The sequence below is a fragment of the Pseudomonas sp. PVC-5-1 genome (genome assembly GCF_057444345.1).
The window spans coordinates 4,488,049-4,512,635 of record NZ_CM172024.1; the positions used below are offsets into that span (position 1 = coordinate 4,488,049).

The window sequence follows — 24,587 nt, forward strand, 5'->3', positions numbered from 1 at the left end:
GCAGATGTGCATGCGGGGTGAAATATCTTCGCCAGCCCTTTATAGTGGCCGATCAACCTCATTTTTACCCCGTCGCCAGATAAGTAGCCGAGCCACCATGTCCGAGCCACGTCAGATTCTCGTCACCAGCGCCTTGCCCTATGCCAACGGATCGATCCACCTTGGCCATATGCTCGAGTACATTCAGACAGACATGTGGGTCCGCTTCCAGAAGCTGCGCGGCAACCAGTGCATCTACGTTTGCGCCGACGACGCCCACGGTTCGGCCATCATGCTGCGCGCCGAGAAAGAAGGCATCACCCCGGAACAGCTGATCGCCAACGTCCAGGCCGAACACAGCAGCGACTTCGCCGACTTCCTGGTGGACTTCGACAACTTCCACTCCACCCACAGCGAAGAAAACCGCGAGCTGTCGGGCCTGATCTACGCGCGCCTGCGAGACGCCGGGCACATCGCCACCCGTTCGGTAACCCAGTATTTCGACCCGGAAAAGGGCATGTTCCTCGCCGACCGCTTCATCAAGGGCACCTGCCCCAAGTGCGCGGCCGAAGACCAGTACGGCGACAACTGCGAGAAATGCGGCGCCACCTACGCGCCCACCGAGCTGAAGAACCCCAAGTCGGCCATCTCTGGTGCCACCCCGGTATTGCGTGATTCCCAGCACTTCTTCTTCAAGCTGCCGGACTTCCAGGCCATGCTGCAGCAGTGGACCCGTAGCGGCACGCTGCAGGACGCGGTAGCCAACAAGCTGGCCGAATGGCTGGACTCGGGCCTGCAGGAGTGGGACATCTCGCGCGACGCGCCGTACTTCGGCTTCGAGATCCCAGGCGAGCCAGGCAAGTACTTCTACGTGTGGCTGGATGCACCGATCGGCTACATGGCCAGCTTCAAGAACCTTTGTGCACGCCGCCCGGAGCTGGACTTCGACGCGTTCTGGAACGAAGGCTCCAAGGCCGAGCTGTACCACTTCATCGGCAAGGACATCGTCAACTTCCACGCCCTGTTCTGGCCAGCCATGCTCGAAGGCGCGGGCTTCCGCAAGCCGAGCGCGGTCAACGTGCACGGCTACCTGACCGTGAACGGCGCCAAGATGTCCAAGTCGCGCGGTACCTTCATCAAGGCCCGCACCTACCTCGACCACCTGCAGCCGGAATACCTGCGCTACTACTACGCCGCCAAGCTGGGCCGTGGCGTCGATGACCTGGACCTGAACCTGGAAGACTTCGTACAGAAGGTCAACTCCGACCTGGTTGGCAAGGTGGTTAACATCGCCAGCCGCTGCGCCGGTTTCATCCACAAGGGCAATGAAGGCGTGATGGTGGCTGGCGATGCTGCACCGGAGCTGACCGAAGCCTTCCTGGCGGCCGCCCCGTCGATCGCCGACGCCTATGAAGGCCGCGACTTCGGCCGTGCCATGCGCGAAATCATGGCGCTGGCCGATCGCGCCAACGCCTGGATCGCTGACAAGGCCCCATGGTCGCTGGCCAAACAGGAAGGCAAGCAGGATGAAGTGCAGGCCATCTGCGCCCAAGGCATCAACCTGTTCCGTCAGCTGGTGATCTTCCTCAAGCCGGTGCTGCCGGTACTGGCTGCCGACGCCGAGGCCTTCCTCAACGTGGCACCACTGACCTGGAACGACCACCTGTCGCGCCTGGAAAACCACCAATTGAACCCGTTCAAGGCGCTGATGAGCCGCATCGAACCGGCCAAGGTCGAAGCCATGGTCGCCGCCAGCAAGGAAGACCTGCTGGCCGCCGAAGCCAAGGCCCCGGCCGGCAATGGCGAGCTGGCCAAGGACCCGCTGTCGGCGGAAATCGAGTTCGACACCTTCGCTGCCGTCGACCTGCGCGTGGCGCTGATCGTCAAGGCCGAGGCCGTACCGGGCGCGGACAAGCTGCTGCAACTGACCCTGGACATCGGTGACGAGCGCCGCAACGTGTTCTCCGGCATCAAGTCGGCCTACCCCGACCCGTCCCAGCTGGAAGGCCGCCTGACCATGATGGTGGCCAACCTCAAACCACGGAAGATGCGCTTTGGGGTGTCCGAAGGGATGGTCATGGCGGCCGGGCCTGGCGGTGAAGAGATCTACCTGCTGAGCCCGGACAGCGGTGCCAAGCCAGGCCAGCGCATCAAGTAACAAAACCTGCTGGACCTTGTGGGAGCGGGCGTGCCCGCGAAACTGACTACGCGGTGCATGGCACTGGCGTTGCCGGTGCTCGCGGGCACGCCCGCTCTCACAATGACTCCGGCACCTTGATGCCAAACCCGGACAATCGCCCCGATTCCCGGCTATCGTCATCTCATGAGCGACTACATCCTGGTACTGATCAGCGCTGCGCTGGTCAATCACCTGTGCCTGCAACAACAGCCATTCCCAAGGCTGCACCTCCACGTGCACGGCCTCGCCTGCGCACTATGCATTGCCTTGGGCGTGATCGGCGCACAACTACTGGTGCGCGGGGTGCTTGCCCCACTGCAAGCCCAGGACCTTGCCCTGTTCCTGTTGTTGCCCTGGCTGGCCGTGCTTGCCTGGGGCGTACCATGGCTACTGACAAGATGGCGCCCGAGCTGGCCGGTGACGCAACTGCCCGCGCTGCTGTTGAGCAACGCGGTAGTACTGGGCTTGACCCTGCAACAGGCAAGCGACGAAAGCACATGGCTCGCTACCTTGCTGCAAGGCCTGCTGGCCGGCGGCGGCTTCTGGCTGGCGTTGGTGCTGTTCGCCGACCTGCGCCAGCGCAGCGCTCATGCCGACGTCCCCGGGGCAATGCGCGGCCTGCCCATCGAACTGCTTGGGGCCGGAATAATGGCCATGGCGTTTTCCGGCTTCAACGGGCTGTTCGCCCAATGACCGCCAAGCCCGACCCGCGGCTACGCACCAGCATGGGCCTGGTGTTGCTGGCCTGCGTACCTGGCCTGCTGACGCTGTTCTGGCTGCATGGCTGGAGTTTGCTACTGAACCTGTTGCTGTGCGCCAGCACCGCGCTGCTGTGCGAGGCGCTGTTGCTTACCTTGCGAGCACAACCGCTGCGCACGGCGCTGAACGACGGCAGCGCGCTGGTGACCGCCGTGCTGCTGGCCGCCGCCCTGCCCACCTTGGCACCCTGGTGGTTGCCGGTGGTCGCTACCAGCGTTGCCATCGGCATCGGCAAGCAGGCTTTTGGCGGGGTTGGGCGCAACCTGTTCAACCCGGCCATGGTCGGCTACGCCTTCGTGCTGCTGAGCTTCCCGTTGCAGATGAACCATTGGCCGGGGCCGGCACCAGGCCTGCTCGACAGCCTGCAGCTGGTGTTCGCCGGCGGCGAGCAGATCGATGCCTGGGCCAGGCCGACGCTGCTCGACGGCCTTCGCCACAACCACAGCCTGACCATCGATGAACTGTTCGCCGGTCACCCGGGCTTCGGCAGCATCGGTGGACGGGGCAGCGAATGGGTCAACCTGGCGTTCCTGCTGGGCGGCCTGTTCCTGCTGCAACGCAAGGTTATCAGTTGGCATGCGCCGGCCGGTCTGCTGGCTGGGTTGTTCCTGTTCAGCCTGCTGGGCTGGAATGGCTCGGGCTCGGACTCCAACGGCTCTCCCCTGGTGCACCTGTTCTCCGGCTCGACAATGATGGCGGCGTTCTTCATTGCCACCGAACCGGTGTCCGGGCCCCGGCAGGAGTGGGCGAAGCTGGGTTTCGGCCTGGGGGCGGGCCTGCTGATCTATCTGATCCGCACCTGGGGTAGCTACCCGGACGGTACAGCGTTCGCCGTCCTGCTCATGAACCTCATGGCGCCGAGCCTCGAACGCCTGGCTCTGCAGCGCCAGCAGGTTGCCCGATGAAGCGCCTGGTACGTGATGTGGGTTTGTTGCTCCTGACCGGAGCACTGGCGCTGTCGACCACTTTGGCCTGGCGGCACTGGACCAGCGCAGCCATCGCCGACGCCGAGAAGCAACTGAATAGCCGCCAGCGGCTGGCGGTGTTGCCAGAAGGCAGTTACGACAACCAACCTTTGGACAGCCCGTTGCCTAGGCCCGCCGCACAGCGGCCAAACAGCCGCATCCTGGCAGCTTACCGGGCAACGCTGGCGGGTAAACCGGCCGCCGTCATACTGGTCACAAAGGCCCAGGGCTATGCCGGGCCTATCGTGCTGAGCGTGGCCATCGCAGCGGACGGCCGACTGATCGGCAGCCAGGTGGTCGAGCACCAGGAAAGCCCTGGGTTGGGTGCACGCCTGGGTGATGCGCAGCTGAACTGGCTGGGGCAATTTGCCAACCGTCAGCTGGGCGACCACTGGGCGCTGAAGCGCGACCAGGGCGACTTTGACCAGTTGGCCGGCGCAACCGTGACCTCACGTGCAGTGATCGTCGCGCTACAGGAAGCGCTGAGCTACTTCGATGAGCAGCGCAGCGTATTGCTGGAGGGCGCCACGCATGAATAGGCTCTACCTGCTCGGCGCAAGCCTGGTGCCTCTGCTGGGCGCCACCCGAACACTGAGCGAAGGCGCCACCATAGGCGTGTGCGCAGTGCTGCTGAGCAGCCTTCACCAGCTATCAATGGCACCCCTGCGCCGACGGTCCGCCACCTGGACCTATGTACTGGCCAGCCTGCTGGTTCTGGCGGCCCTGGCCAGTTGCTTGCAAATGGCACTGCGTGCCTGGCTGCTGCCACTGGCACTCGCCCTCGGCCACTATCCCGCACTGCTGTGCCTGCAATGCCTGGCCATTGACTACCTACTGCCCGATCAAGGGCGCTGGCGCCTGCTCGCCGGCCACCTTTGCGCGTTGTTTGCCACATGCCTGCTGCTTGGTGCCAGCCGCCAATGGCTGGCCGACGGTATCGGCCTGCACCTGGCCAGCCTGGCCCCGGGCGCCTTGCTGCTGCTCGGACTGCTGTTGGCCTTGTACAATCGTCTGCGTCCGGGCCCTGCCCAATCACGTCATCAAGGAAAGCTCTGATTTCATGAATGCCGCCAAACGCCTGGAGATCTTTCGCAGGCTGCACGAAGACAACCCCGACCCGAAGACCGAACTGGCGTACACCACCCCGTTCGAGTTGCTGGTCGCCGTGACACTGTCTGCGCAATCCACCGATGTCGGCGTCAACAAGGCCACCGCACGCCTGTTCCCGGTCGCCAACACCCCCGAGGCCATCTATGCGCTGGGCGTCGAAGGCCTGAGTGAGTACATCAAGACCATTGGCTTGTACAACAGCAAGGCGAAGAACGTTATCGAAGCCTGCCGGCTGCTGATCGAACGCCATGACAGCCAGGTCCCGCAGACTCGCGAAGCCCTGGAGGCGCTACCCGGCGTTGGCCGCAAGACCGCCAACGTAGTGCTCAACACAGCGTTCCGCCAGCCGACCATGGCCGTGGATACCCATATCTTCCGGGTCAGCAACCGTACGGGCATTGCGCCAGGCAAGACGGTGCTGGAAGTGGAGAAAAAGCTGATCAAGTTCGTACCAAAGGATTACCTGCTCGACGCCCACCACTGGCTGATCCTGCACGGGCGCTATGTGTGCCAGGCACGCAAGCCACGCTGCGGCAGTTGCCGGATTGAAGACTTGTGCGAGTACAAGCACAAGACCTCCGACGATTGAGTCGATAGCTCGAAACCACACACTGCGATTGAAAAAATCTTTTTTACCAGCGTCTGCTTTCTGGTTATAAGGACGGCCAATGGCCCCTTGGCTTGGAGCGACTCATGAGTAGCGATAAAGACGACCTGTCGATCGAAGATGATTTTGTTGCCGCAGATGACGAAGCGGAACCCCAGGTGGAAACCGCAAAGACCAACCTGAGCAAGCGCCGCACCATCGACAATATGCTGGAGGAAAGGCGCCTGCAGAAGCAGTTGGCCGACTTCGACTACGATCTGTAACCTTGGCAAAGCCTCCTGGCTGGAGGCTTTACGGCCTTGGCGATCAGCTCAACCCTTGCCGTTGCGCCAGCTCGATCAAGTCGACCAGCGACCGTGCATTGAGCTTGAGCAACAGGCGCGACTTGTAGGTACTGACCGTCTTGTTGCTGAGGAACATGCTGTCGGCAATTTCCTTGTTGGAACGCCCTCGCGCCAGCTGCTGCAACACGGTCATCTCCCGTGCCGAGAGGCGGTTGACCATGTCCGTCTCGCTCCCCCCCCTTCCACGTGATACATGCAGGGCCTGGTTGGGGAAGTAGCTGTAGCCCGACAGTACGGCCTTGATGGCGCTCAGCAGTTCGGTGAGTTCCTGCTGCTTGCACACATACCCCGCCGCCCCCGCCTGCATGCAGCGCATCGAGAAGTTGCCGGGGGCCTGCGATGTCAGCACCAGCACCTTGCTGCCCGGACTGAAGGCCGTCATGCGGGTGATTACTTCCAGGCCATCCAGCTTGGGGATGCCGATATCGAGCACCACGATATCCGGCAGGTGTTGCCGTGTCAGTTGCAGCGCAGCCACTCCGTTGTCGGTTTCCGCCACGACGTCATACCCATGCCGCTCCATCAGCATGCGTACGGCCAGGCGTATGACCGGATGATCATCCACGATAAGCACTTTATTCATGCGATATCCATTCATTGCTTTTGCTTTGGCCCGCCAAGATAACCTACAGAGCGCCTGCTGGCGCGGTGATTTACCGGCGAAATATATGAACAGATGGAACCTACAACACTTACAGAAATTTCCTACACTCAACTGATGTACTTGTAACAATCAAATTCCCTGTTACCGAATGAACGGTATCACCGGCCTGTAAAAGTGCACCAGTTGAAAACCGGCCGATACCTCGGGAAATATTCAATTCAAATGCCTGAACAGGCAACGCCACCAGGATTTCGAGCGATTATTCTCACCCGGGAAACAATCCAGTCTTTAGTTGAGCAGCGCCGTAAGGCAAAGATGTGCAAAATCGCTGGAGACGACCCATATGCACCAAGTACAACCTGTCGCCCCGCTGACGATCATTGCCATCTTCGCAGGGATTATCGAAGCCTCCGCCCTTGCCACATTGCCGTTTCTCAGCGAGTCCAGTCAAAAGCTCTATACTTGGTTCCTGGTGGGCTTCCCATTCTTCCTGACGGCACTGTTCTTCCTCACGCTCAACTTCAATTACAAGTCGTTCTACGACCCGTCGCCAAACAGGACGCCAAACGACAACACATCGACACCGAGTGATGTGGCCAAGCATGCAATTCCCGGTAGTACCGGCGAAGCGCTGCAGGGCGAGCCTGTCACGTTCATGTTTTCCGGCCCCGATGCCTATCGCATGATGGAGCAGCAATTGCTGTCCGCCCTCGCCCAACCGCCTCAGCAATCTCGCACCTGGCGCTTTTGCAACCTGGACAGACGCCAGTGCGCGCAACTATCGATCAGCGCGCTTGATGAACAGGTGGCAAACGACGGCCACTGATTCCACAGAAAAAAAAACCCCGGCCTGAGCCGGGGTTCTTGCTGCACATGACGGCAATCAGAGCAGCGAGCGGCCCTTGTTGGCAGCAATGCGCATACGCAGGGCGTTGAGCTTGATGAAGCCAGCTGCATCCGCCTGGTTGTAGGCGCCGCCATCTTCCTCGAAGGTAGCGATGTTGGCGTCGAACAGCGAGTCGTCCGACTTGCGGCCGACAACGGTGACGTTGCCCTTGTACAGCTTCAGGCGTACCACGCCGTTCACGTTGACCTGCGAAGCGTCGATCATCTGTTGCAGCATCAGACGCTCCGGGCTCCACCAGTAGCCGGTGTAGATCAGGCTGGCGTACTTCGGCATCAGCTCATCCTTCAGGTGAGCGACTTCGCGGTCCAGGGTGATCGACTCGATGGCACGGTGGGCCTTGAGCATGATGGTGCCACCAGGGGTCTCGTAGCAACCGCGCGACTTCATGCCGACGTAACGGTTCTCGACGATATCCAGACGGCCGATGCCATTGGCACCACCGATACGGTTCAGGTCGGCCAGGACGGTGGCCGGAGTCTTCTCGACACCGTCGATGGCAACGATGTCACCGTTGCGGTAGGTCAGCTCGATGTAGGTAGCCTGATCCGGGGCGTTCTCAGGCGAGACACTCCAGCGCCACATGTCTTCTTCGTGCTCGGTCCAGGTATCTTCCAGGACACCGCCTTCGTAGGAGATGTGCAGCAGGTTGGCGTCCATCGAGTACGGCGACTTCTTCTTGCCGTGGCGCTCGATCGGGATGCCGTGCTTCTCGGCGTAGTCCATCAGCTTCTCGCGGGACAGCAGGTCCCACTCACGCCATGGGGCGATTACCTTGACGCCTGGCTTCAGCGCGTAGGCACCCAATTCGAAACGCACCTGGTCGTTGCCTTTGCCGGTGGCGCCGTGGGAAATGGCGTCGGCGCCGGTTTCGTTGGCAATTTCGATCAGGCGCTTGGCGATCAGCGGACGGGCGATGGAAGTACCCAGCAGGTACTCGCCCTCGTAGACGGTGTTGGCGCGGAACATCGGGAACACGAAATCACGCACGAATTCTTCGCGCAGGTCGTCGATGTAGATCTCTTTAACGCCCATTGCCTGGGCCTTGGCACGAGCCGGCTCGACCTCTTCGCCCTGCCCCAGGTCAGCGGTGAAGGTCACCACTTCGCAGTTGTAGGTATCCTGCAGCCACTTGAGAATCACCGAAGTATCAAGGCCGCCGGAATACGCCAGTACGACCTTTTTTACGTCCGCCATGCCATCACTCCACGGGGTTGTACGGAAAGGGATCGATTCTAACGACGTTACGGATAAATTTACAGTGGGGCGACAGCTTCTGACGACAAAGCGACAAGAAGTTTCGGAAGGGCGACTTACCATCGGAAATTATGAAATGCCGTATGGGAGCAGCCTTCAGGACTTGGCAGGTGTTGACTCAGGGGCCTTTTCGACAGGCTTCTCAACCGGCTTCTCGATTACCGCAACCCTATCCAGTTCGATATTCACCCGACGATTACGCGCCCGGTTGGCAGCACTGTTGTTCTTGGCCAATGGGTAACGCTCGCCATGGAAACGCACGGTAATCTGCTCTTCCGGAACGCCATGGGCCTTGAGGTAGTCGGCTACCGCCAGTGCCCGGCGGCGCGACATGTCGCGATTGGTCAGGCGATTGCCACTGTTGTCGGAGTGGCCGTTGAGCTCTACATGGTTAACGGTCGGGTCAGCCTTGATGTAGTCGAGGATCACGTCCAGCCGTGCCTTGGCCGCGCCATCCAGCTCGAAGCCTCCCCCGGGGAAGCCCACCTGGGTCTGACGCACCTGATCGTAGTTCATCGGCAGCAGCTTGCCGGCACAGGCCTGATAGTCGTTGTAGGCCTTGGCGAAGCTGACCGGCAGCACACGCACTTCCATCGGCCTGCCCGCCTCGCCGGCATAATTGCGTACCACCGTGCTGCGCCCATCGAGCAGGCCGTTGATCAGGCGACTGGCCTGGCCCTGGGACGAACTGAACAACACCCCGGTACGGGCCATGCGCACGCTGCCCAGATTGATGTCGCTGCGCCCAGGCTGCCACGGCGCAGCAGCTGCCAGCAATGTGGCCGTGCCCGCCCCCAGTACGTTGCTGTCCGAGCGCAACTGGAACACAGGCTGCTCGCCCGCGCGGCGCACGAACTCGCCACTGCCGAAACCGTCGATCGGCTGGATCAGCCGGCATTCGAACTGGTCACCCTCGACCTTCCAGGCAATGTTTTCCATGCGCGTCTGGAAGGTCAGCGCACCGGCCGGCAGGCTGGCGAACAGGGTCAACAGGGCTAGGTAACGCTGGCGCACGGGCGGCTCCACAAATTCTGACGGCTTACCTGCAGGCTATCGGACGCCTGGCGGAAAACTTGATAGCCGTGCTCCACCCAGGGTTTTCCGGTAGCATTGGGGCTTGAGTTCGACCCGCCTGGAATCCCCAATGTCCGATCGCCTGACCCTCCTGCGTCCCGACGACTGGCACATCCATCTGCGCGATGGTGCCGTCCTGCCCCACACCGTTGGCGATGTGGCGCGTACTTTCGCCCGTGCCATCATCATGCCCAACCTGGTTCCGCCGGTACGCAATGCCGTAGAGGCCGGCGCCTACCGTGAGCGCATCCTGGCCGCCCGCCCGGCTGGCAGCCGCTTCGAGCCGCTGATGGTGTTGTACCTCACCGACCGCACCAGCCCCGAGGACATCCGCGCGGCCAAGGCCAGCGGTTTCGTGTATGCCGCCAAGCTGTACCCTGCTGGCGCCACCACCAATTCAGACTCGGGCGTGACCAGCATCGACAACATCTTCCCGGCCATCGAGGCGCTGGCGGAAGTTGGCATGCCGCTACTGGTGCATGGCGAAGTGACCCGTAGCGAGATCGACGTGTTCGACCGCGAGAAGCGCTTCATCGACGAGCATATGCGCCGCGTGGTCGAGCGCTTCCCGACACTGAAGGTGGTGTTCGAGCACATCACCACCAGCGATGCCGCGCAGTTCGTCACCGAGGCCCCGGCCAACGTCGGCGCGACCATCACCGCGCAGCACCTGCTGTACAACCGCAACCACATGCTGGTTGGCGGCATTCGCCCGCACTTCTACTGCCTGCCGATCCTCAAGCGCAACACCCATCAGGTGGCGTTGCTGGATGCGGCCACCAGCGGCAACCCGAAGTTCTTCCTGGGTACCGACTCGGCCCCACACGCCCGACACGCCAAGGAAGCCGCCTGCGGTTGCGCCGGTTGCTACACCGCGTACGCAGCCATCGAGATGTACGCCGAAGCGTTCGAGCAGCGGAACGCGCTGGACAAGCTGGAAGGCTTTGCCAGCCTGCACGGCCCGGCGTTCTACGGCCTGCCGGCAAACACCGACACCATTACCCTGGTCCGCGAAGAATGGACCGCCCCGGATAGCCTGCCGTTTGGCGAGCAGACCGTAGTCCCGCTGCGCGCCGGCGAAAAACTGCGCTGGCGCCTGCTGGAGGAAAACGCGTGAGCGAAGACCTCTACGAAGACGACCTCGACACCCAAGGCAGCAGCGGCTCGCGCCATCCGATGGCCGAGCGTTTCCGCGGCTATCTGCCGGTAGTGGTAGACGTTGAAACCGGCGGCTTCAACAGCGCTACCGATGCCCTGCTGGAAATTGCCGCAGTCACCATCGGCATGGACGAAAAGGGCTTCCTGTTCCCCGAGCACACCTACTTCCACCGCGTGGAGCCATTCGAGGGCGCCAACATCGAGGCGGCCGCGCTGGAATTCACCGGGATCAAGCTGGACCACCCGCTGCGTATGGCAGTCAGCGAAGAAAGTGCGCTGACCGACATCTTCCGTGGCGTACGCAAGGCGCTCAAGGCCAATGGTTGCAAGCGGGCGATCCTGGTCGGCCACAACAGCAGCTTTGACCTGGGCTTCCTCAATGCGGCGGTGACGCGCAATGACCTGAAGCGCAACCCGTTCCACCCGTTCTCCAGCTTCGACACCGCTACCCTGGCGGGCCTGGCTTATGGCCAGACCGTACTGGCGCGGGCCTGCCAGAGCGCCGACATCGACTTCGACGGACGTGAGGCGCACTCGGCGCGCTATGACACCGAGAAGACGGCCGAGCTGTTCTGCGGCATCGTCAACCGCTGGAAAGAGATGGGCGGCTGGCGCGATTTCAACGATTGATCTGCAAAAGCGTTCGCGCGCATTCCCGCTCCCACCGGTACTGCAGTGGCCTCAGCCATTGTGCTATTCCTGTGGGAGCGGGCAAGCCCGCGAAAAGGCCGGCACAGGACGGCACAAAAAAACCGGCCACAAGGGCCGGTTTTTTCATGCACGCGGCAATTACAGCTTGCCAGCGTTCTCGCTCAGGTAGGCAGCAACGCCTTCCGGCGAAGCGTTCATGCCTTTGTCGCCTTTTTTCCAGTTGGCAGGGCAGACTTCGCCGTGCTCTTCGTGGAACTGCAGGGCGTCGACCAGGCGCAGCAGCTCGTCCATGTTGCGGCCCAGTGGCAGGTCGTTGACGATCTGCGAACGAACAACACCGTTGGTGTCGATCAGGAAGGCGCCACGGAAGGCTACGCCGCCTTCGGACTCGACGTCGTAGGCCTTGCAGATTTCGTGGGTCATGTCGGCAGCCAGGGTGTACTTGACCTGGCCGATACCACCGTTGTTGACCGGGGTGTTACGCCAGGCGTTGTGGGTGAAGTGCGAGTCGATCGACACGCCGATCACTTCCACGTTGCGCGCCTGGAAGTCAGGGATGCGGTTGTCCAGGGCGATCAGCTCGGACGGGCAGACGAAGGTGAAGTCCAGCGGGTAGAAGAACACCAGGCCGTACTTGCCCTTGATGGCCGAAGCCAGGTTGAAGCTGTCGACGATCTCGCCGTTGCCCAGCACGGCCGGAACGGTGAAATCGGGGGCTTTCTTACCAACGAGTACGCTCATTGTAATCTCCTGATGAGGGTGAAAAACCGTTTGCCGGGCCAGACGGGCTTGCCCGACATCCAACAAAGGCCGTCCATCATACACGGCTTCTGGTGACAGGCCGACTCCAACGACGAAGCAACCGCCGGTCGCTCAAGCACGGCCCTTTCAGAAACTCCTTTGACAAGCATTCTCATTAACATTAAGCTCCACTCCATCGAGCCCACCAACGATGGTCAGCCTTTATGTATGTGTGTCTTTGTGTCGGCGTTACCGACGGACAGATCCGCGATGCGATCTATGAAGGATGCTGCAGCTACAAGGAAGTGCGAGCCGCCACCAACGTCGCCAGCCAGTGCGGCAAATGTGCCTGCGTTGCCAAGCAGGTGGTCCGCGAGACCCTGACCGAGCTCCAGGTCAGCCAGGCAGCCCTGCCCTACCCCGTGGAATTTACCGCAGCCTGAAAACAAAGAATTCGAAGAACCGGACCTTGCGTCCGGTTTTTTTATGCCCGCAATTCAATAAGTTAGCGCTCCAACGCGGTTCACAAACATTCTTATTTCCATTAATTTTCACTTATTATTCAAGAACTTAGGTTTGACACACCTAAGTATCGGGCTCAAACTTCACTGTATTGGCACACTTCTACAGGGCAGGAACCCGACATGAAAGGCGACGTAAGCGTCATCCAGCATCTCAACAAGATCCTCGGAAACGAGCTGGTCGCGATCAACCAGTACTTCCTGCACGCACGCATGTACGAAGATTGGGGCCTGAACAAACTCGGCAAGCACGAGTACAAGGAATCCATCGACGAGATGAAGCACGCTGACAAACTGATCAAGCGTATTCTCTTCCTCGAAGGCATCCCCAACGTCCAGGACCTGGGCAAGCTGCTGATTGGCGAGCACACCAAAGAGATGCTCGAATGCGACCTGAAGATCGAACAGAAAGGCCTGGTCGACCTGAAAGCGGCCATCGCCCATTGCGAAACCGCTGGCGACTTTGGCTCGCGTGACATGCTCGAAGATATCCTCGAGTCCGAGGAAGAACACATCGACTGGCTGGAAACCCAGCTGGGGCTGATCGACAAGATTGGTATCGAGAACTACCTGCAGTCGCAGATGGGCGAAGAATAAATATTCGCTCCATAAAAAAACCCGCGATCAGCGGGTTTTTTCATGCTTGCCGGAAAATCAGGCCTCGGAAGCCTTGGCCTTGGCAGCCGCTTCCTTGATCAGGGTCTGCAGCTCACCCTTCTCGAACATTTCCAGCATGATGTCGCTGCCGCCGACCAGTTCACCGGCTACCCACAGCTGCGGGAAGGTCGGCCAGTTGGCGTATTTTGGCAGGTTCGCACGGATTTCCGGGTTCTGCAGGATGTCGACGTAGGCGAACTTCTCGCCACAACCCATCACGGCCTGCGATGCACGCGCAGAGAAGCCACACTGCGGGGCATTCGGCGAGCCTTTCATGTAAAGCAGAATGGTGTTGTTGGCAATCTGCTCTTTGATCGTTTCGATGATATCCATGTAGCACCTCGGCTGAACTTTCCGACGCGGTCGTCGGCACGGTGACGCATTGTAACGGAAAGCCGAGCAGCATGCTCGGCCTTACCATTCCTTACGCGGCCTCTACCTGCACGGGTACGCCATTGAGGGCGGCGTTGCCGGAAACCTGATCACGCAGGCGCTCATCGGTGAGGTCGTTGGCACTCACCCCAGGTTGCGCCTTGGCGATCTGCATGTGCACGCCTTGACGAGAGTGACCGAAGCCATGGGGCAGGCTGACTACACCGGGCATCATGTCCTCGCAGGCCTGAACCTCGACTTCAAGATCCCCGGTACGCGAGCGGATACGAACTCGCTGGCCGTCCTGCAACTGACGATGCTGCAGGTCCTGCGGATGCATCAACAACTGATGGCGCGGTTTGCCTTTCACCAGTCGATGAAAGTTGTGCATCCATGAATTGTTGCTGCGAACATGGCGACGGCCGATCAGCAGCAGTTCGCCCGGCACCGGAGGGGCCTGTTGCGCCAGTCGCCCCAAGTCATCCAGCAGCACTTGGGGCGCCGCTTCGACGGCCTTGCTGGCAGTCGTCAGGCGCGCAGCGAGGTTGGCGCGCAATGGCCCCAGGTCGAGGCCATGCGGGTGCTCGTCCAGCGCTGCCAGCGACAGCTGCCAGGGTGTCGTTTCACCATAACGCCCCTTGCGCAGGGCCAGGTCGATCATCTGCGCCGGTGCCAAGGTCGGCTTCAATTCCAGCTCGGCGCGTTTGGCGAACGCTTGTGCCAGCCCGACAAAAATCTCCCAGTCATGCAATGCCCCTTCGGGCTTGGCCAGGATCGCCCGGTTGAAGCGGGTCACGTTGCGCACGGCCAGCAAGTTGAATGTGCTGTCGTAATGGTCGTTTTCCAGCGCCGAGGTGGAGGGCAGGATCAGGTCGGCATGGCGGGTGGTTTCGTTGATGTACAGGTCAATGCTGAGCATGAACTCCAACCCCTCCAGCGCCACATCCAGCTGGCGGCCATTGGGCGTTGAGAGCACGGGGTTGCCAGCCACCGTCACCAGCGCGCGCACCTGCCCTTCGCCTGGCGTCAGCATTTCCTCGGCCAAGGCCGCCACGGGCAGTTCGCCGCCGTATTCGGGCAAGCCCGACACCCGGCTCTGCCAGGCGTTGAAATGGCCACCCGAGGTGGTCGCCACCAGGTCGACGGCAGGCTCGGTGCACAACGCGCCGCCTTCACGGTCAAGGTTACCGGTCACCAGGTTGATCAGTTGCACCAGCCAGTGGCAAAGGGTGCCGTAGGCCTGGGTCGAAACCCCCATGCGGCCGTAGCACACCGCCTTGTCGGCCGCGGCGAAGTCCCGTGCCAGCTGGCGGATGTCTGTCGCGGCAATGCCACAGTGCGCGCTCATGGCCTCCGCGCTGAACGGCGCGATCGCTTCGCGCACCTGCTGCAGGCCGACGACCGGCAAGTGCGAGCCGCGCGCCAGGCCTTCAGCGAACAGGGTATTGAGCAAGCCACACAACAAGGCGGCATCCCCTCCGGGGCGTATGAACAGGTGACTGTCGGCCATCGCCGCCGTTTCGCTGCGCCGCGGGTCCACCACCACCAGGCGCCCACCCCGGGCCTGCAGGGCTTTCAGGCGCTTTTCCACATCCGGCACGGTCATGATACTGCCGTTGGAGGCCAGCGGGTTGCCGCCAAGGATCAGCATGAAACCGGTCTGGTCGATGTCCGGGATCGGCAGCAGCAGGCCATGGCCGTACATCAGGTGGCTGACCAGGTGCTGCGGCAACTGGTCCACCGAGGTGGCAGAGAAGCGGTTGCGGGTTTTCAGCAGGCCCAGGAAGTAGTTGCTGTGAGTCATCAGGCCGTAGTTGTGCACGCTCGGGTTGCCTTGGTACACCGCCACGGCATTGCGCCCATGTGCCTGCTGGATCGCCCATAGCCTGTCGGCGGCCAGGGCAAAGGCCTCGTCCCAGCCGATGGCCTGCCAGTGCTCGCCCACCCGCTTGTGCGGTTGGCGCAGGCGGTCGGGGTCGTTCTGGATGTCCTGCAGGGCCACGGCCTTTGGGCAGACATGGCCGCGGCTGAACGGGTCCAGGGGGTCGCCCTTGATCGAACTGATCAGCGCCCGCCCATCGTCGTCATGGCTGACTTCAATGTTCAGCCCACAGATCGCTTCGCACAGGTGACAGGCACGGTGATGCAGGGTCTTGGTCATGGCCGCCTCTGCCTTGTTGTTGTGGAGGATGTGTAGAAGGTTGTCGAACATCGACTATGCGCCCAGCCCCCGCCACCGGCCAGCGCACTTCGCGGTGTGAATCCACCGACATCAGGCACACGATTTGCGACAGCCATTTGCCAAATTGCCGGCAAGCCGTGTACAAACCTCTGTAGCAAATAAAAAACAGCACTGCCCGTCGGGTAAAGACACCCTTTGCAACACCCTTTGGTACTGGGCAGCTGTTTCCCCTCTTGGCTTCAGGCGACATTTACTTATAGTATTGCGCCTTTCCCTATTTCGTCCGCCCCCGTGCGGCTTACGCCGCAGGTCACTCCCGTTGTCAAAAAAAACCATACGGTCGACCTGCATACCGTTGCAGATAAGGTAGTCAATCATGAGCGCTAGGCACTTTCTCTCCCTGCTGGACTTCACCACCGACGAATTGCTCGGGGTGATCCGCCGCGGCATCGAGCTGAAGGACCTGCGCAAGCGAGGCGTGCTGTTCGAGCCGCTGAAGAACCGCGTGCTGGGCATGATCTTCGAGAAGTCCTCGACCCGTACCCGCGTGTCGTTCGAGGCCGGCATGATCCAGCTCGGCGGCCAGGCCATCTTCCTGTCCCCGCGCGACACCCAGCTGGGCCGTGGCGAGCCGATCGGCGACAGTGCCATCGTGCTGTCGAGCATGCTCGACGTGGTGATGATCCGTACCCACGCCCACAGCACCCTGACCGAATTCGCCGCCAACTCGCGTGTGCCGGTGATCAACGCGCTGTCCGACGAGTCGCACCCGTGCCAGTTGCTGGCCGACATGCAGACCTTCCTCGAACATCGCGGCTCGATCCAGGGCAAGACCGTCGCCTGGATCGGCGATGGCTTCAACATGTGCAACTCGTACATCGAGGCAGCCAGGCAGTTCGACTTCCAGCTGCGCATCGCCTGCCCGGAAGGCTACGAGCCGGACCCACGCTTCATGGCCATTGGTGGTGACCACGTGCAGATCGTGCGTGACCCGAAGGAAGCCGTGCGCGGCGCCCATCTGGTGACCACGGATGTCTGGACTTCCATGGGCCAGGAGGAGGAAACTGCACGGCGCCTGGCGCATTTCGCGCCTTACCAGGTCACCCGCGAACTGCTCGACCTGGCGGCACCCGACGCCCTGTTCATGCACTGCCTGCCAGCCCACCGTGGTGAGGAAATCAGCCATGACCTGCTCGACGACCCACGTTCGGTCGCCTGGGACCAGGCTGAAAACCGCCTGCATGCACAGAAGGCCCTTCTCGAATTCCTTGTAGAACCGGCTTACCACCACGCATGAGTCAACCCCTACTGCTCAACCTGCGCAACCTCGCCTGCGGCTATGGCGACCAGCGCATCGTTCAGAACCTCAATCTGCACCTGAACGCAGGCGACATCGGTTGCCTGCTGGGTTCATCCGGTTGCGGCAAGACCACCACCCTGCGCGCCATCGCCGGTTTCGAACCCGTGCACGACGGCGAGATCCAGTTGGCTGGCGAAGTCATTTCCCGGGCCGGTTTCACACTGGCCCCGGAAAAACGCCGCATCGGCATGGTGTTCCAGGATTACGCGCTGTTCCCGCACCTGACCGTGGCGCAGAACGTTGCCTTCGGCATCGCCAAGCACCCCCGCCAGGCCGAGGTCATCGAAGAGATGCTCGAGCTGGTCAAGCTGGGCGGCCTGGGCGGGCGCTACCCGCATGAACTGTCCGGCGGCCAGCAGCAACGGGTCGCCCTGGCCCGTGCACTGGCACCGGAGCCGCAACTGCTGCTGCTCGACGAGCCATTTTCCAACCTCGACGTAGAGCTGCGCCGGCGCCTGAGCCATGAGGTTCGCGACATTCTCAAGAGCCGCGGCACCAGCGCCATCCTGGTGACCCATGACCAGGAAGAAGCCTTTGCCGTCAGCGACCAGGTTGGCGTGTTCAAGGAAGGCCGCCTGGAGCAGTGGGACACGCCCTACAACCTTTACCACGAGCCGCAGACGCCATTCGTGGCCAGCTTCATTGGCCAGGGGTATTTCATCCGTGGGCAGATGATCAGCCACGAGGCGGTCAATACCGAGCTGGGTGAATTACGCGGCAACCGTGCCTACATCATGGCGCCGGGCAGCTCGGTGGATGTGCTGCTGCGCCCTGACGATATCGTCCACGCACCGGGCAGTGCGCTGCAGGCGAATATCGTCGGCAAGAGCTTCCTTGGGGCATCGACCCTGTACCGCCTGCAATTGCCGACCGGCAGCCAGCTCGAGGCGATCTTCCCTAGCCATGACGACCGTCAGGTCGGTGAGGATGTGGGGATTGCGGTCAAGGCCGATCACCTGGTGCTGTTCCCGGTGCCGGGCAGCGTGGCGGCGCAGTTGCCGCGGCAGGAGAACGGGGTGCGCCGGTACAGTTCGGCGACCTGATTCGAAATTTTGGGGCCGCTCTGCGGCCCATCGCGACACAAGGCCGCTCCTACAAGGGTACGTATTCCCCCTGTAGGAGCGGCCTTGTGCCGCGATGGGCTGCAAAGCAGCCCCAGAAATCTCAGCCCCGACCAATCCCGGCAAACTTGCCCTGGGTGTACTCAGCCAGCACCACCGCCGCCAACTCCACCTCCAGCCCACGCCGCCCGGCGCTGACATGGATGGTTGCAAAGTTCTGCGCCGAGTCATCGATGAAGGTGCGCAGGCGCTTCTTCTGCCCCAGCGGGCTGATCCCGCCCACCAGGTACCCCGTGGCTCGCTGCGCCGACGCCGGGTCGGCCATCTCGCACTTTTTCACCCCGGCAGCCTGGGCCAGGGCCTTGAGGTCGAGCGTACCCACCACAGGTACCACCGCCACCAGCAATTCACCCTTCTCACTGCTCGCCAGCAAGGTCTTGAACACCTGCTGCGGGTCGAGACCGAGCTTTTCCGCCGCCTCCAGGCCATATGACGCCGATTTGGGGTCATGTTCGTAACTGTGCACACGATGCTCGGCACGGTGTTTCTTCAACAGGTCTAGGGCGGGGGTCATGCGGGGGCTCCGGTCGGGACAGCTCGGCGGCTACTTTAGGACAATTCCCACACCGCAGCCAGCGCACCGCAATTGCGCGGCTCTAGTACGCGGATCCGCACCTGAAATCAGCATCCAGATCGTGACCGACCGTTCACTTTCGACCTTTGACATCAGCGTTTCTTGTCTATATTTTTTCGTTTCTGAATAAATGGTGCACTTTTAAGGTGCATTTCCAACATCTGCCCGGGTCAACGGGGATAGACTCCGGGCTTTGCTGTCGAGCGCCACGCGCCTCACAACAAAAAAAACGAGGTCATACATGACGACTGCTCTACGCCAACCCACGCTTTCCAGCCAATGCCTGGCCGAGTTCCTGGGCACTGCACTGCTCATCTTTTTCGGTACCGGCTGCGTCGCCGCGCTCAAGGTCGCGGGCGCAAGCTTCGGCCTTTGGGAAATCAGTATCATCTGGGGCGTGGGCGTCAGCATGGCGATCTACCTCACCGCCGGTATTTCCGGCGCGCACCTGAACCCCGCGGTGAGCATCGCCCTCACCCTGTTCGCCGGCTTCGACAAGCGCAAGCTGCCCTTCTACATGCTGGCCCAGGTATGCGGCGCGTTCTGTGGCGCAGCGTTGGTCTACACCCTGTACAGCAACCTGTTCTTCGATTTCGAACAGGCCCACGCCATGTTGCGCGGTAGCGAAGCCAGCCTGGAGCTGGCCTCGGTCTTCTCCACCTATCCGCACCCATCGCTGTCCACCGGCCAGGCGTTTCTGGTCGAGGTGATCATCACCGCCATCCTGATGGCCGTGATCATGGCCTTGACCGACGACAACAACGGCCTGCCGCGCGGTGCCATGGCCCCGCTGCTGATCGGCCTGCTGATCGCGGTGATCGGCAGCGCCATGGGCCCGTTGACCGGCTTTGCCATGAACCCGGCCCGCGATTTCGGGCCAAAACTCATGACCTTCCTGGCCGGTTGGGGCGAAATCGCCTTCACTGGCGGTCGGGACATGCCTTATTTCCTGGTTCCGGTGTTCGCACCGATCCTTGGCGCCTGCCTGGGTGCCGCGACCTATCGCGGCCTGATCGCACGCAACCTGCCAATGGCAGCCGCCGTGAACCCTGAGACAAATGACAATCGCCAGGGCGATACTCAAGTCAACTGACGCCGGCATCACGCCCAGCCCTGACCCCCTATTTTCGCAAGGCCTACGACCATGACAGACACCCAGGATAAGAACTACATCATCGCCCTGGACCAGGGCACCACCAGTTCGCGGGCCATTATTTTCGACCGCGACGCCAATGTGGTGGGGACCTCCCAGCGCGAGTTCGCCCAGCACTACCCGCAGGCGGGCTGGGTCGAGCACGACCCGATGGAAATCTTTGCCACGCAGAGCGCGACCATGGTCGAGGCCTTGGCTCAGGCGGGCATCAGCCACGCCCAGGTCGCCGCACTGGGTATCACCAACCAACGTGAAACCACCGTGGTGTGGGACAAGGAAACCGGCCGCCCGGTGTACAACGCCATCGTCTGGCAGTGCCGCCGCAGCACCGAGATCTGCGCCCAGCTCAAGCGCGACGGCCATGAAGACTACATTCGCGAAACCACTGGCCTGGTCACCGACCCATACTTCTCCGGCACCAAGCTGAAGTGGATCCTCGACAATGTCGAGGGTACCCGCGAACGCGCCGAGCGCGGCGAGCTGCTGTTCGGCACCATCGATACCTGGCTGATCTGGAAGTTCTCCGGCGGCAAGGTGCATGTCACTGATTACACCAACGCCTCGCGCACGCTGATGTTCAACATCCACAGCCTGCAGTGGGACGACAAGCTCCTGGAAATCCTCGGCATCCCACGGCAGATGCTGCCCGAGGTACGCCCTTCCTCCGAGGTCTACGGCCATACCAAGAGCGGTATCGCCATTGCCGGTATCGCCGGTGATCAGCAATCGGCACTGTTCGGCCAGATGTGCGTGGAACCGGGCCAGGCCAAGAACACCTATGGCACCGGCTGCTTCCTGCTGATGAACACCGGTGACCAGGCGGTGAAGTCGTCCCATGGCCTGCTCACCACCATCGCCTGCGGCCCGCGAGGCGAAGTGGCCTACGCGCTGGAGGGCGCGGTGTTCAATGGTGGTTCCACCGTGCAGTGGCTGCGTGACGAACTGAAGATCGTCAACGACGCACTGGATACCGAATACTTCGCCAGCAAGGTCAAGGACAGCAACGGCGTATACCTGGTGCCTGCCTTCACCGGCCTGGGTGCCCCGTACTGGGACCCGTATGCCCGTGGCGCACTGTTCGGCCTGACCCGTGGCGTGAAGGTGGACCACATCATCCGCGCCGCGCTGGAATCGATCGCCTACCAGACTCGCGACGTGCTTGACGCCATGCAGCAGGATTGCGGCCAGCGCCTGTCCGAGCTGCGCGTGGACGGCGGTGCAGTGGCCAACAATTTCCTCATGCAGTTCCAGGCCGACATCCTCGGCACCTGCGTGGAGCGGCCGAAGATGCGTGAAACCACCGCGCTGGGGGCGGCCTACCTGGCAGGCCTGGCCTGTGGCTTCTGGAGCGGCCTGGACGAACTGCGCGACAAGGCGATCATCGAGCGCGAGTTCAGCCCGCAGCTGGATGAAACGCAGAAAGAGAAGCTGTATGCCGGCTGGAAGAAGGCAGTCGACCGTACCCGTGACTGGGAAGATCACGAGGCCTGATCCTACCTGACAGGCGCGACACCACGTGTAGGAGCGGCCTTGTGTCGCGAAAGGGCCGCAAAGCGGCCCCAGGATTTTCGTGTCATTGCAAATGTTGCTGGGGCCGCTTCGCGGCCCTTTCGCGACACAAGGCCGCTCCTACAAAAAAGCGCCAGCGCAGGCCACAAAATCGATGCAGGGCATTTGTCCCCGCCGCCGCCCCGATAGTCTACTGGTCGTAGTCCGCGTCCTACGGCATCATTGCAGCATTTGTCCGGCAGCCCCAAAGGACCGCCCATGAATCTGCCCCCTCGCCAACAACAAATCCTCGAACTGGTGCGCGAACGCGGTTACGTCAGTATCGAAGAAATGGCGCAGCTGTTCGTCGTCACACCGCAAACCATCCGCCGTGATATCAACCAGCTGGCCGAGCTCAATCTGCTACGCCGCTACCACGGGGGCGCGGCCTACGACTCGAGCATCGAGAACACCGCCTACGCCATGCGCGCCGATCAGATGCGCGACGAAAAGCAACGCATCGCCGAAGCCGTGGCCCGGCAGATTCCCGACCATGCCTCGCTGTTCATCAACATCGGCACCACCACCGAATCCATCGCCCGGGCGCTGCTCAACCACAACCACCTGAAAGTCATCACCAACAACCTGCACGTGGCCGCGATCCTAGCCGCCAAGGACGATTTCGAAGTGCTGGTGGCAGGTGGCACTGTTCGCCGTGATGGCGGCGTCGTCGGCCAGGCCAGTGTCGACTTCATCAACCAGTTCAAAGTCGACTTCGCCCTGGTGGGCATCAGCGGCATCGACGAAGATGGCAGCCTGCTCGATTTCGATTACCAGGAAGTGCGGGTATCCCAGGCAATCATCGCCAATGCCCGACAAGTGATCCTTGCCGCCGACTCCAGCAAGTTCGGGCGCAACGCCATGGTCCGCATGGGCTCGATCAGCCTGGTCGACTGCCTGGTGACCGACCAGGCGCCAACTCCCACCCTCACCCAGCTGCTGAACCAGTACAAGATCCGGCTTGAGGTGGTTTGAGGGCTGACAGGCGCATGCCGCAAGGTTTGTCGCGCCTGTGAGATCGAGCGTCGCCCGCGCCGCGCTCGATCTTACAGGCGCGATACCTTTCAAACCGATCATCCAAAACTTTCGTAAATGTTCATTTCATTGTCATCTGATCAGTTTTTTCTATAAAGACTGACTGGCGACCAGCTTTCTGTTGCGCTAGTATTTTCGAAAACGAACATAAATGTTCATATTCGATGTAAACAGCACCAGGAGGCCTTGCCCGTGTCCCAGCCCGTTTCGTCCCAGCCCCCAGTCGCCGACTGCTATGACCTCGCCGTGATCGGCGGCGGCATCAATGGCGTGGGCATCGCTGCCGACGCCGCCGGGCGTGGCCTCAAGGTATTCCTCTGCGAAAAGGACGACCTGGCCCAGCACACCTCGTCGGCCAGCAGCAAACTGATCCACGGCGGCCTGCGCTACCTGGAGCACTACGAGTTCCGCCTGGTGCGTGAAGCGCTGGCCGAACGCGAAGTGCTGCTGGCCAAAGCCCCGCACATCGTCAAGCCGATGCGCTTCGTGCTGCCGCACCGCCCGCACTTGCGCCCTGCCTGGATGATTCGCGCTGGCCTGTTCCTCTACGATCACCTGGGCAAGCGCAAGCGCCTGGGTGCTTCGCGCAGCCTGCGCTTCGGCCCGGGATACCCGCTCAAGCCTGCGATCAGCCGTGGTTTCGAATACGCCGACTGCGCGGTGGACGATGCCCGCCTGGTAGTGCTGAATGCGATGGCCGCACGGGAAAAAGGTGCCCATATCCATACCCGCACCCGCTGCCTGCGCGCGGAGCGTGTGGATGGCCTGTGGCAAGTGGAGTTGCAGCACGCTGACGGCCGCCTGCAGACCATTCGCGCCCGTGCCCTGGTCAATGCCGCCGGGCCGTGGGTGGCCAGCTTCATCAAGGACGACCTCAAGCTCGATGCCCCCTACGGCATCCGCCTGATCCAGGGCAGCCACATCATTGTGCCGCGCATGTACGAAGGCGAACACGCCTACATCCTGCAGAACGAGGACCAGCGTATCGTCTTCTGCATCCCGTACCTGGAGCGTTTCACGCTGATCGGCACCACCGATCGCGAGTACAGCGGCGACCCCGCCAAAGTCGCGATCACCGAGCAGGAAACCGATTATCTGCTCAAAGTGGTCAACGCCCATTTCAACCACCAGATCAGCCGCAGCGACATCGTGCACACCTATTCCGGCGTGCGCCCACTGTGCAACGACGAATCGGACAATCCGTCCGCGGTCACCCGCGACTACACCCTGGCGCTGTCCGCCAGTGAAGGGCAAGCGCCGTTGCTGTCGGTATTCGGTGGCAAGCTGACCACCTACCGCAAACTGGCCGAATCGGCGATGGCCGAGCTCAAGCCGCACTTCCCACAGATGCGCGGCAGCTGGACCGCTGGCGCGCCGCTACCTGGTGGTGAGCAAATGACCACGGTGCAGGCTCTGGTAGATGCGGTGCTGGCGCGCTGTGGCTGGTTGCCGGTCGATATCGCCAGGCGCTGGGTGCTGACCTATGGCAGCCGTGTATGGCAGTTGCTGGAGGGCGTGCAAGGGCCGGAAGACCTGGGCCAGGCAATTGGTGGTGGGTTGTTCGCTCGAGAGGTGGACTACCTCGCCAGCAACGAATGGGCCTGCAGCGCTGAAGACATTCTCTGGCGCCGCACCAAGCTGGGCCTGTTCACCAGCGCGGGCGAACAGCAGGTGCTTGCAGACTACCTGCAACGAGAGCAGCAGGCGCGCACCCAGGCAGCGTGACTCCCTG

At 61.8% G+C, this 24,587-nt stretch carries 25 protein-coding genes; 18 read left to right on the forward strand and 7 right to left on the reverse strand.

Translation table 11 applies throughout. The annotated features are described in order from the left end of the window. Positions 1–97 precede the first annotated feature (97 nt). The 7 genes from metG (at position 98) to AC2T3R_RS20580 (ending at position 5,862) form a co-directional block, all read left to right on the forward strand. Positions 98–2,137, forward strand: a complete 2,040-nt coding sequence (metG, locus tag AC2T3R_RS20550; RefSeq protein WP_015271555.1) for a methionine--tRNA ligase — start codon at positions 98–100, stop codon at positions 2,135–2,137. 165 nt (positions 2,138–2,302) lie between these two features. Continuing rightward, positions 2,303–2,851 carry an Rnf-Nqr domain containing protein gene (locus AC2T3R_RS20555; protein WP_486744192.1) on the forward strand — a complete coding sequence of 183 codons (549 nt, stop codon included), beginning with the start codon at positions 2,303–2,305 and terminating at the stop codon, positions 2,849–2,851. Continuing rightward, positions 2,848–3,822 (forward strand): RnfABCDGE type electron transport complex subunit D, encoded by a 975-nt coding sequence (locus AC2T3R_RS20560; protein WP_486744193.1) that lies wholly within the window; start codon positions 2,848–2,850, stop codon positions 3,820–3,822. The genes AC2T3R_RS20555 and AC2T3R_RS20560 overlap by 4 nt, the downstream gene beginning before the upstream one ends. After that, the gene (locus tag AC2T3R_RS20565; RefSeq protein ID WP_015271557.1) at positions 3,819–4,421 is read left to right on the forward strand and encodes an RnfABCDGE type electron transport complex subunit G; all 603 of its coding nucleotides are present in this window, start codon (positions 3,819–3,821) and stop codon (positions 4,419–4,421) included. Before AC2T3R_RS20560 ends, AC2T3R_RS20565 begins: the two co-directional genes overlap by 4 nt. Then, positions 4,414–4,938, forward strand: coding sequence for an Rnf-Nqr domain containing protein (locus AC2T3R_RS20570; protein WP_486744194.1), 525 nt, complete (start codon positions 4,414–4,416; stop codon positions 4,936–4,938). Before AC2T3R_RS20565 ends, AC2T3R_RS20570 begins: the two co-directional genes overlap by 8 nt. Positions 4,939–4,942: 4 nt before the next feature. Then, on the forward strand, positions 4,943–5,581 hold the full coding sequence (nth, locus tag AC2T3R_RS20575) for an endonuclease III (RefSeq protein WP_013973953.1): 639 nt from the start codon (positions 4,943–4,945) through the stop codon (positions 5,579–5,581). A 104-nt stretch (positions 5,582–5,685) separates the two neighbouring features. Then, the gene (locus AC2T3R_RS20580; RefSeq protein WP_003258006.1) at positions 5,686–5,862 is read left to right on the forward strand and encodes a PA3496 family putative envelope integrity protein; all 177 of its coding nucleotides are present in this window, start codon (positions 5,686–5,688) and stop codon (positions 5,860–5,862) included. Positions 5,863–5,905: 43 nt separating this feature from the next. On the opposite strand, the gene AC2T3R_RS20585 is transcribed toward AC2T3R_RS20580, so the two are convergent. Further along, positions 5,906–6,526, reverse strand: a complete 621-nt coding sequence (locus AC2T3R_RS20585) for a response regulator transcription factor (protein ID WP_015271559.1) — start codon at positions 6,524–6,526, stop codon at positions 5,906–5,908. 364 nt (positions 6,527–6,890) lie between these two features. Here AC2T3R_RS20585 and AC2T3R_RS20590 point away from each other — a divergent pair, with 364 nt between their 5' ends. Then, positions 6,891–7,373: a hypothetical protein gene (locus tag AC2T3R_RS20590; protein WP_013973955.1), complete on the forward strand. Its 483-nt coding sequence runs from the start codon at positions 6,891–6,893 to the stop codon at positions 7,371–7,373. Positions 7,374–7,430: 57 nt separating this feature from the next. Here AC2T3R_RS20590 and AC2T3R_RS20595 read toward each other — a convergent pair whose 3' ends face one another. Beyond that, positions 7,431–8,648 carry an argininosuccinate synthase gene (locus AC2T3R_RS20595; RefSeq protein WP_013973956.1) on the reverse strand — a complete coding sequence of 406 codons (1,218 nt, stop codon included), beginning with the start codon at positions 8,646–8,648 and terminating at the stop codon, positions 7,431–7,433. A 156-nt stretch (positions 8,649–8,804) separates the two neighbouring features. Beyond that, positions 8,805–9,722, reverse strand: a complete 918-nt coding sequence (locus tag AC2T3R_RS20600; RefSeq protein WP_486744195.1) for a flagellar protein MotY — start codon at positions 9,720–9,722, stop codon at positions 8,805–8,807. Positions 9,723–9,852: 130 nt separating this feature from the next. Between AC2T3R_RS20600 and pyrC the strand changes: the two genes are divergently transcribed. Further along, positions 9,853–10,899: a dihydroorotase gene (gene pyrC / locus AC2T3R_RS20605; RefSeq protein WP_015271562.1), complete on the forward strand. Its 1,047-nt coding sequence runs from the start codon at positions 9,853–9,855 to the stop codon at positions 10,897–10,899. A gap of 59 nt (positions 10,900–10,958) precedes the next feature. Continuing rightward, positions 10,959–11,570, forward strand: coding sequence for a ribonuclease T (gene rnt / locus AC2T3R_RS20610; protein ID WP_230388460.1), 612 nt, complete (start codon positions 10,959–10,961; stop codon positions 11,568–11,570). A gap of 159 nt (positions 11,571–11,729) precedes the next feature. Here the strand turns inward: rnt and AC2T3R_RS20615 are convergent, their stop codons facing one another. After that, positions 11,730–12,332, reverse strand: coding sequence for a peroxiredoxin (locus AC2T3R_RS20615; protein ID WP_003254945.1), 603 nt, complete (start codon positions 12,330–12,332; stop codon positions 11,730–11,732). 224 nt (positions 12,333–12,556) lie between these two features. Here AC2T3R_RS20615 and AC2T3R_RS20620 point away from each other — a divergent pair, with 224 nt between their 5' ends. Together AC2T3R_RS20620 and bfr are read left to right on the forward strand one after the other, a co-directional pair. Beyond that, positions 12,557–12,775, forward strand: a complete 219-nt coding sequence (locus AC2T3R_RS20620) for a bacterioferritin-associated ferredoxin (RefSeq protein ID WP_003254947.1) — start codon at positions 12,557–12,559, stop codon at positions 12,773–12,775. A 201-nt stretch (positions 12,776–12,976) separates the two neighbouring features. Then, positions 12,977–13,450, forward strand: a complete 474-nt coding sequence (bfr, locus tag AC2T3R_RS20625) for a bacterioferritin (RefSeq protein ID WP_003258014.1) — start codon at positions 12,977–12,979, stop codon at positions 13,448–13,450. Between the two features lie 57 nt (positions 13,451–13,507). On the opposite strand, the gene grxD is transcribed toward bfr, so the two are convergent. After that, positions 13,508–13,843, reverse strand: coding sequence for a Grx4 family monothiol glutaredoxin (gene grxD / locus AC2T3R_RS20630; RefSeq protein ID WP_003254949.1), 336 nt, complete (start codon positions 13,841–13,843; stop codon positions 13,508–13,510). Between the two features lie 91 nt (positions 13,844–13,934). Beyond that, positions 13,935–16,043 carry a molybdopterin oxidoreductase family protein gene (locus AC2T3R_RS20635; protein ID WP_486744196.1) on the reverse strand — a complete coding sequence of 703 codons (2,109 nt, stop codon included), beginning with the start codon at positions 16,041–16,043 and terminating at the stop codon, positions 13,935–13,937. A 397-nt stretch (positions 16,044–16,440) separates the two neighbouring features. On the opposite strand from AC2T3R_RS20635, the gene argF reads away from it, so the two are divergent. Then, positions 16,441–17,361, forward strand: a complete 921-nt coding sequence (argF, locus tag AC2T3R_RS20640; protein WP_013973960.1) for an ornithine carbamoyltransferase — start codon at positions 16,441–16,443, stop codon at positions 17,359–17,361. Then, positions 17,358–18,467 (forward strand): ABC transporter ATP-binding protein, encoded by a 1,110-nt coding sequence (locus AC2T3R_RS20645; protein WP_486744197.1) that lies wholly within the window; start codon positions 17,358–17,360, stop codon positions 18,465–18,467. Before argF ends, AC2T3R_RS20645 begins: the two co-directional genes overlap by 4 nt. Positions 18,468–18,588: 121 nt before the next feature. Here AC2T3R_RS20645 and ybaK read toward each other — a convergent pair whose 3' ends face one another. After that, positions 18,589–19,059: a Cys-tRNA(Pro) deacylase gene (gene ybaK / locus AC2T3R_RS20650; RefSeq protein WP_015271567.1), complete on the reverse strand. Its 471-nt coding sequence runs from the start codon at positions 19,057–19,059 to the stop codon at positions 18,589–18,591. Between the two features lie 301 nt (positions 19,060–19,360). Between ybaK and AC2T3R_RS20655 the strand changes: the two genes are divergently transcribed. The 4 genes from AC2T3R_RS20655 (at position 19,361) to glpD (ending at position 24,580) form a co-directional block, all read left to right on the forward strand. Then, complete coding sequence (locus tag AC2T3R_RS20655; RefSeq protein WP_015271568.1) at positions 19,361–20,212, forward strand: MIP/aquaporin family protein; 852 nt, start codon at positions 19,361–19,363, stop codon at positions 20,210–20,212. 51 nt (positions 20,213–20,263) lie between these two features. Further along, on the forward strand, positions 20,264–21,763 hold the full coding sequence (gene glpK / locus AC2T3R_RS20660; protein ID WP_486744198.1) for a glycerol kinase GlpK: 1,500 nt from the start codon (positions 20,264–20,266) through the stop codon (positions 21,761–21,763). Positions 21,764–22,039: 276 nt separating this feature from the next. Beyond that, a complete protein-coding gene (glpR, locus tag AC2T3R_RS20665) occupies positions 22,040–22,795 on the forward strand; it encodes a DNA-binding transcriptional repressor GlpR (protein WP_015271570.1) in 756 nt (251 codons plus the stop codon). Positions 22,796–23,047: 252 nt separating this feature from the next. Further along, positions 23,048–24,580 carry a glycerol-3-phosphate dehydrogenase gene (gene glpD / locus AC2T3R_RS20670; RefSeq protein WP_024087667.1) on the forward strand — a complete coding sequence of 511 codons (1,533 nt, stop codon included), beginning with the start codon at positions 23,048–23,050 and terminating at the stop codon, positions 24,578–24,580. Positions 24,581–24,587 lie beyond the last annotated feature (7 nt).

What these genes read in the sequence shown, in the direction of transcription:
- metG (WP_015271555.1), top strand. Translation starts at nt 98, where the DNA reads ATGTCCGAGCCACGTCAGATTCTCGTCACCAGCGCCTTGCCCTATGCC.
- AC2T3R_RS20555 (WP_486744192.1), top strand. Translation starts at nt 2,303, where the DNA reads ATGAGCGACTACATCCTGGTACTGATCAGCGCTGCGCTGGTCAATCAC.
- AC2T3R_RS20560 (WP_486744193.1), top strand. Translation starts at nt 2,848, where the DNA reads ATGACCGCCAAGCCCGACCCGCGGCTACGCACCAGCATGGGCCTGGTG.
- AC2T3R_RS20565 (WP_015271557.1), top strand. Translation starts at nt 3,819, where the DNA reads ATGAAGCGCCTGGTACGTGATGTGGGTTTGTTGCTCCTGACCGGAGCA.
- AC2T3R_RS20570 (WP_486744194.1), top strand. Translation starts at nt 4,414, where the DNA reads ATGAATAGGCTCTACCTGCTCGGCGCAAGCCTGGTGCCTCTGCTGGGC.
- nth (WP_013973953.1), top strand. Translation starts at nt 4,943, where the DNA reads ATGAATGCCGCCAAACGCCTGGAGATCTTTCGCAGGCTGCACGAAGAC.
- AC2T3R_RS20580 (WP_003258006.1), top strand. Translation starts at nt 5,686, where the DNA reads ATGAGTAGCGATAAAGACGACCTGTCGATCGAAGATGATTTTGTTGCC.
- AC2T3R_RS20585 (WP_015271559.1), bottom strand. Translation starts at nt 6,526, where the DNA reads ATGAATAAAGTGCTTATCGTGGATGATCATCCGGTCATACGCCTGGCC.
- AC2T3R_RS20590 (WP_013973955.1), top strand. Translation starts at nt 6,891, where the DNA reads ATGCACCAAGTACAACCTGTCGCCCCGCTGACGATCATTGCCATCTTC.
- AC2T3R_RS20595 (WP_013973956.1), bottom strand. Translation starts at nt 8,648, where the DNA reads ATGGCGGACGTAAAAAAGGTCGTACTGGCGTATTCCGGCGGCCTTGAT.
- pyrC (WP_015271562.1), top strand. Translation starts at nt 9,853, where the DNA reads ATGTCCGATCGCCTGACCCTCCTGCGTCCCGACGACTGGCACATCCAT.
- rnt (WP_230388460.1), top strand. Translation starts at nt 10,959, where the DNA reads ATGGCCGAGCGTTTCCGCGGCTATCTGCCGGTAGTGGTAGACGTTGAA.
- AC2T3R_RS20615 (WP_003254945.1), bottom strand. Translation starts at nt 12,332, where the DNA reads ATGAGCGTACTCGTTGGTAAGAAAGCCCCCGATTTCACCGTTCCGGCC.
- AC2T3R_RS20620 (WP_003254947.1), top strand. Translation starts at nt 12,557, where the DNA reads ATGTATGTGTGTCTTTGTGTCGGCGTTACCGACGGACAGATCCGCGAT.
- bfr (WP_003258014.1), top strand. Translation starts at nt 12,977, where the DNA reads ATGAAAGGCGACGTAAGCGTCATCCAGCATCTCAACAAGATCCTCGGA.
- grxD (WP_003254949.1), bottom strand. Translation starts at nt 13,843, where the DNA reads ATGGATATCATCGAAACGATCAAAGAGCAGATTGCCAACAACACCATT.
- AC2T3R_RS20635 (WP_486744196.1), bottom strand. Translation starts at nt 16,043, where the DNA reads ATGACCAAGACCCTGCATCACCGTGCCTGTCACCTGTGCGAAGCGATC.
- argF (WP_013973960.1), top strand. Translation starts at nt 16,441, where the DNA reads ATGAGCGCTAGGCACTTTCTCTCCCTGCTGGACTTCACCACCGACGAA.
- AC2T3R_RS20645 (WP_486744197.1), top strand. Translation starts at nt 17,358, where the DNA reads ATGAGTCAACCCCTACTGCTCAACCTGCGCAACCTCGCCTGCGGCTAT.
- ybaK (WP_015271567.1), bottom strand. Translation starts at nt 19,059, where the DNA reads ATGACCCCCGCCCTAGACCTGTTGAAGAAACACCGTGCCGAGCATCGT.
- AC2T3R_RS20655 (WP_015271568.1), top strand. Translation starts at nt 19,361, where the DNA reads ATGACGACTGCTCTACGCCAACCCACGCTTTCCAGCCAATGCCTGGCC.
- glpK (WP_486744198.1), top strand. Translation starts at nt 20,264, where the DNA reads ATGACAGACACCCAGGATAAGAACTACATCATCGCCCTGGACCAGGGC.
- glpR (WP_015271570.1), top strand. Translation starts at nt 22,040, where the DNA reads ATGAATCTGCCCCCTCGCCAACAACAAATCCTCGAACTGGTGCGCGAA.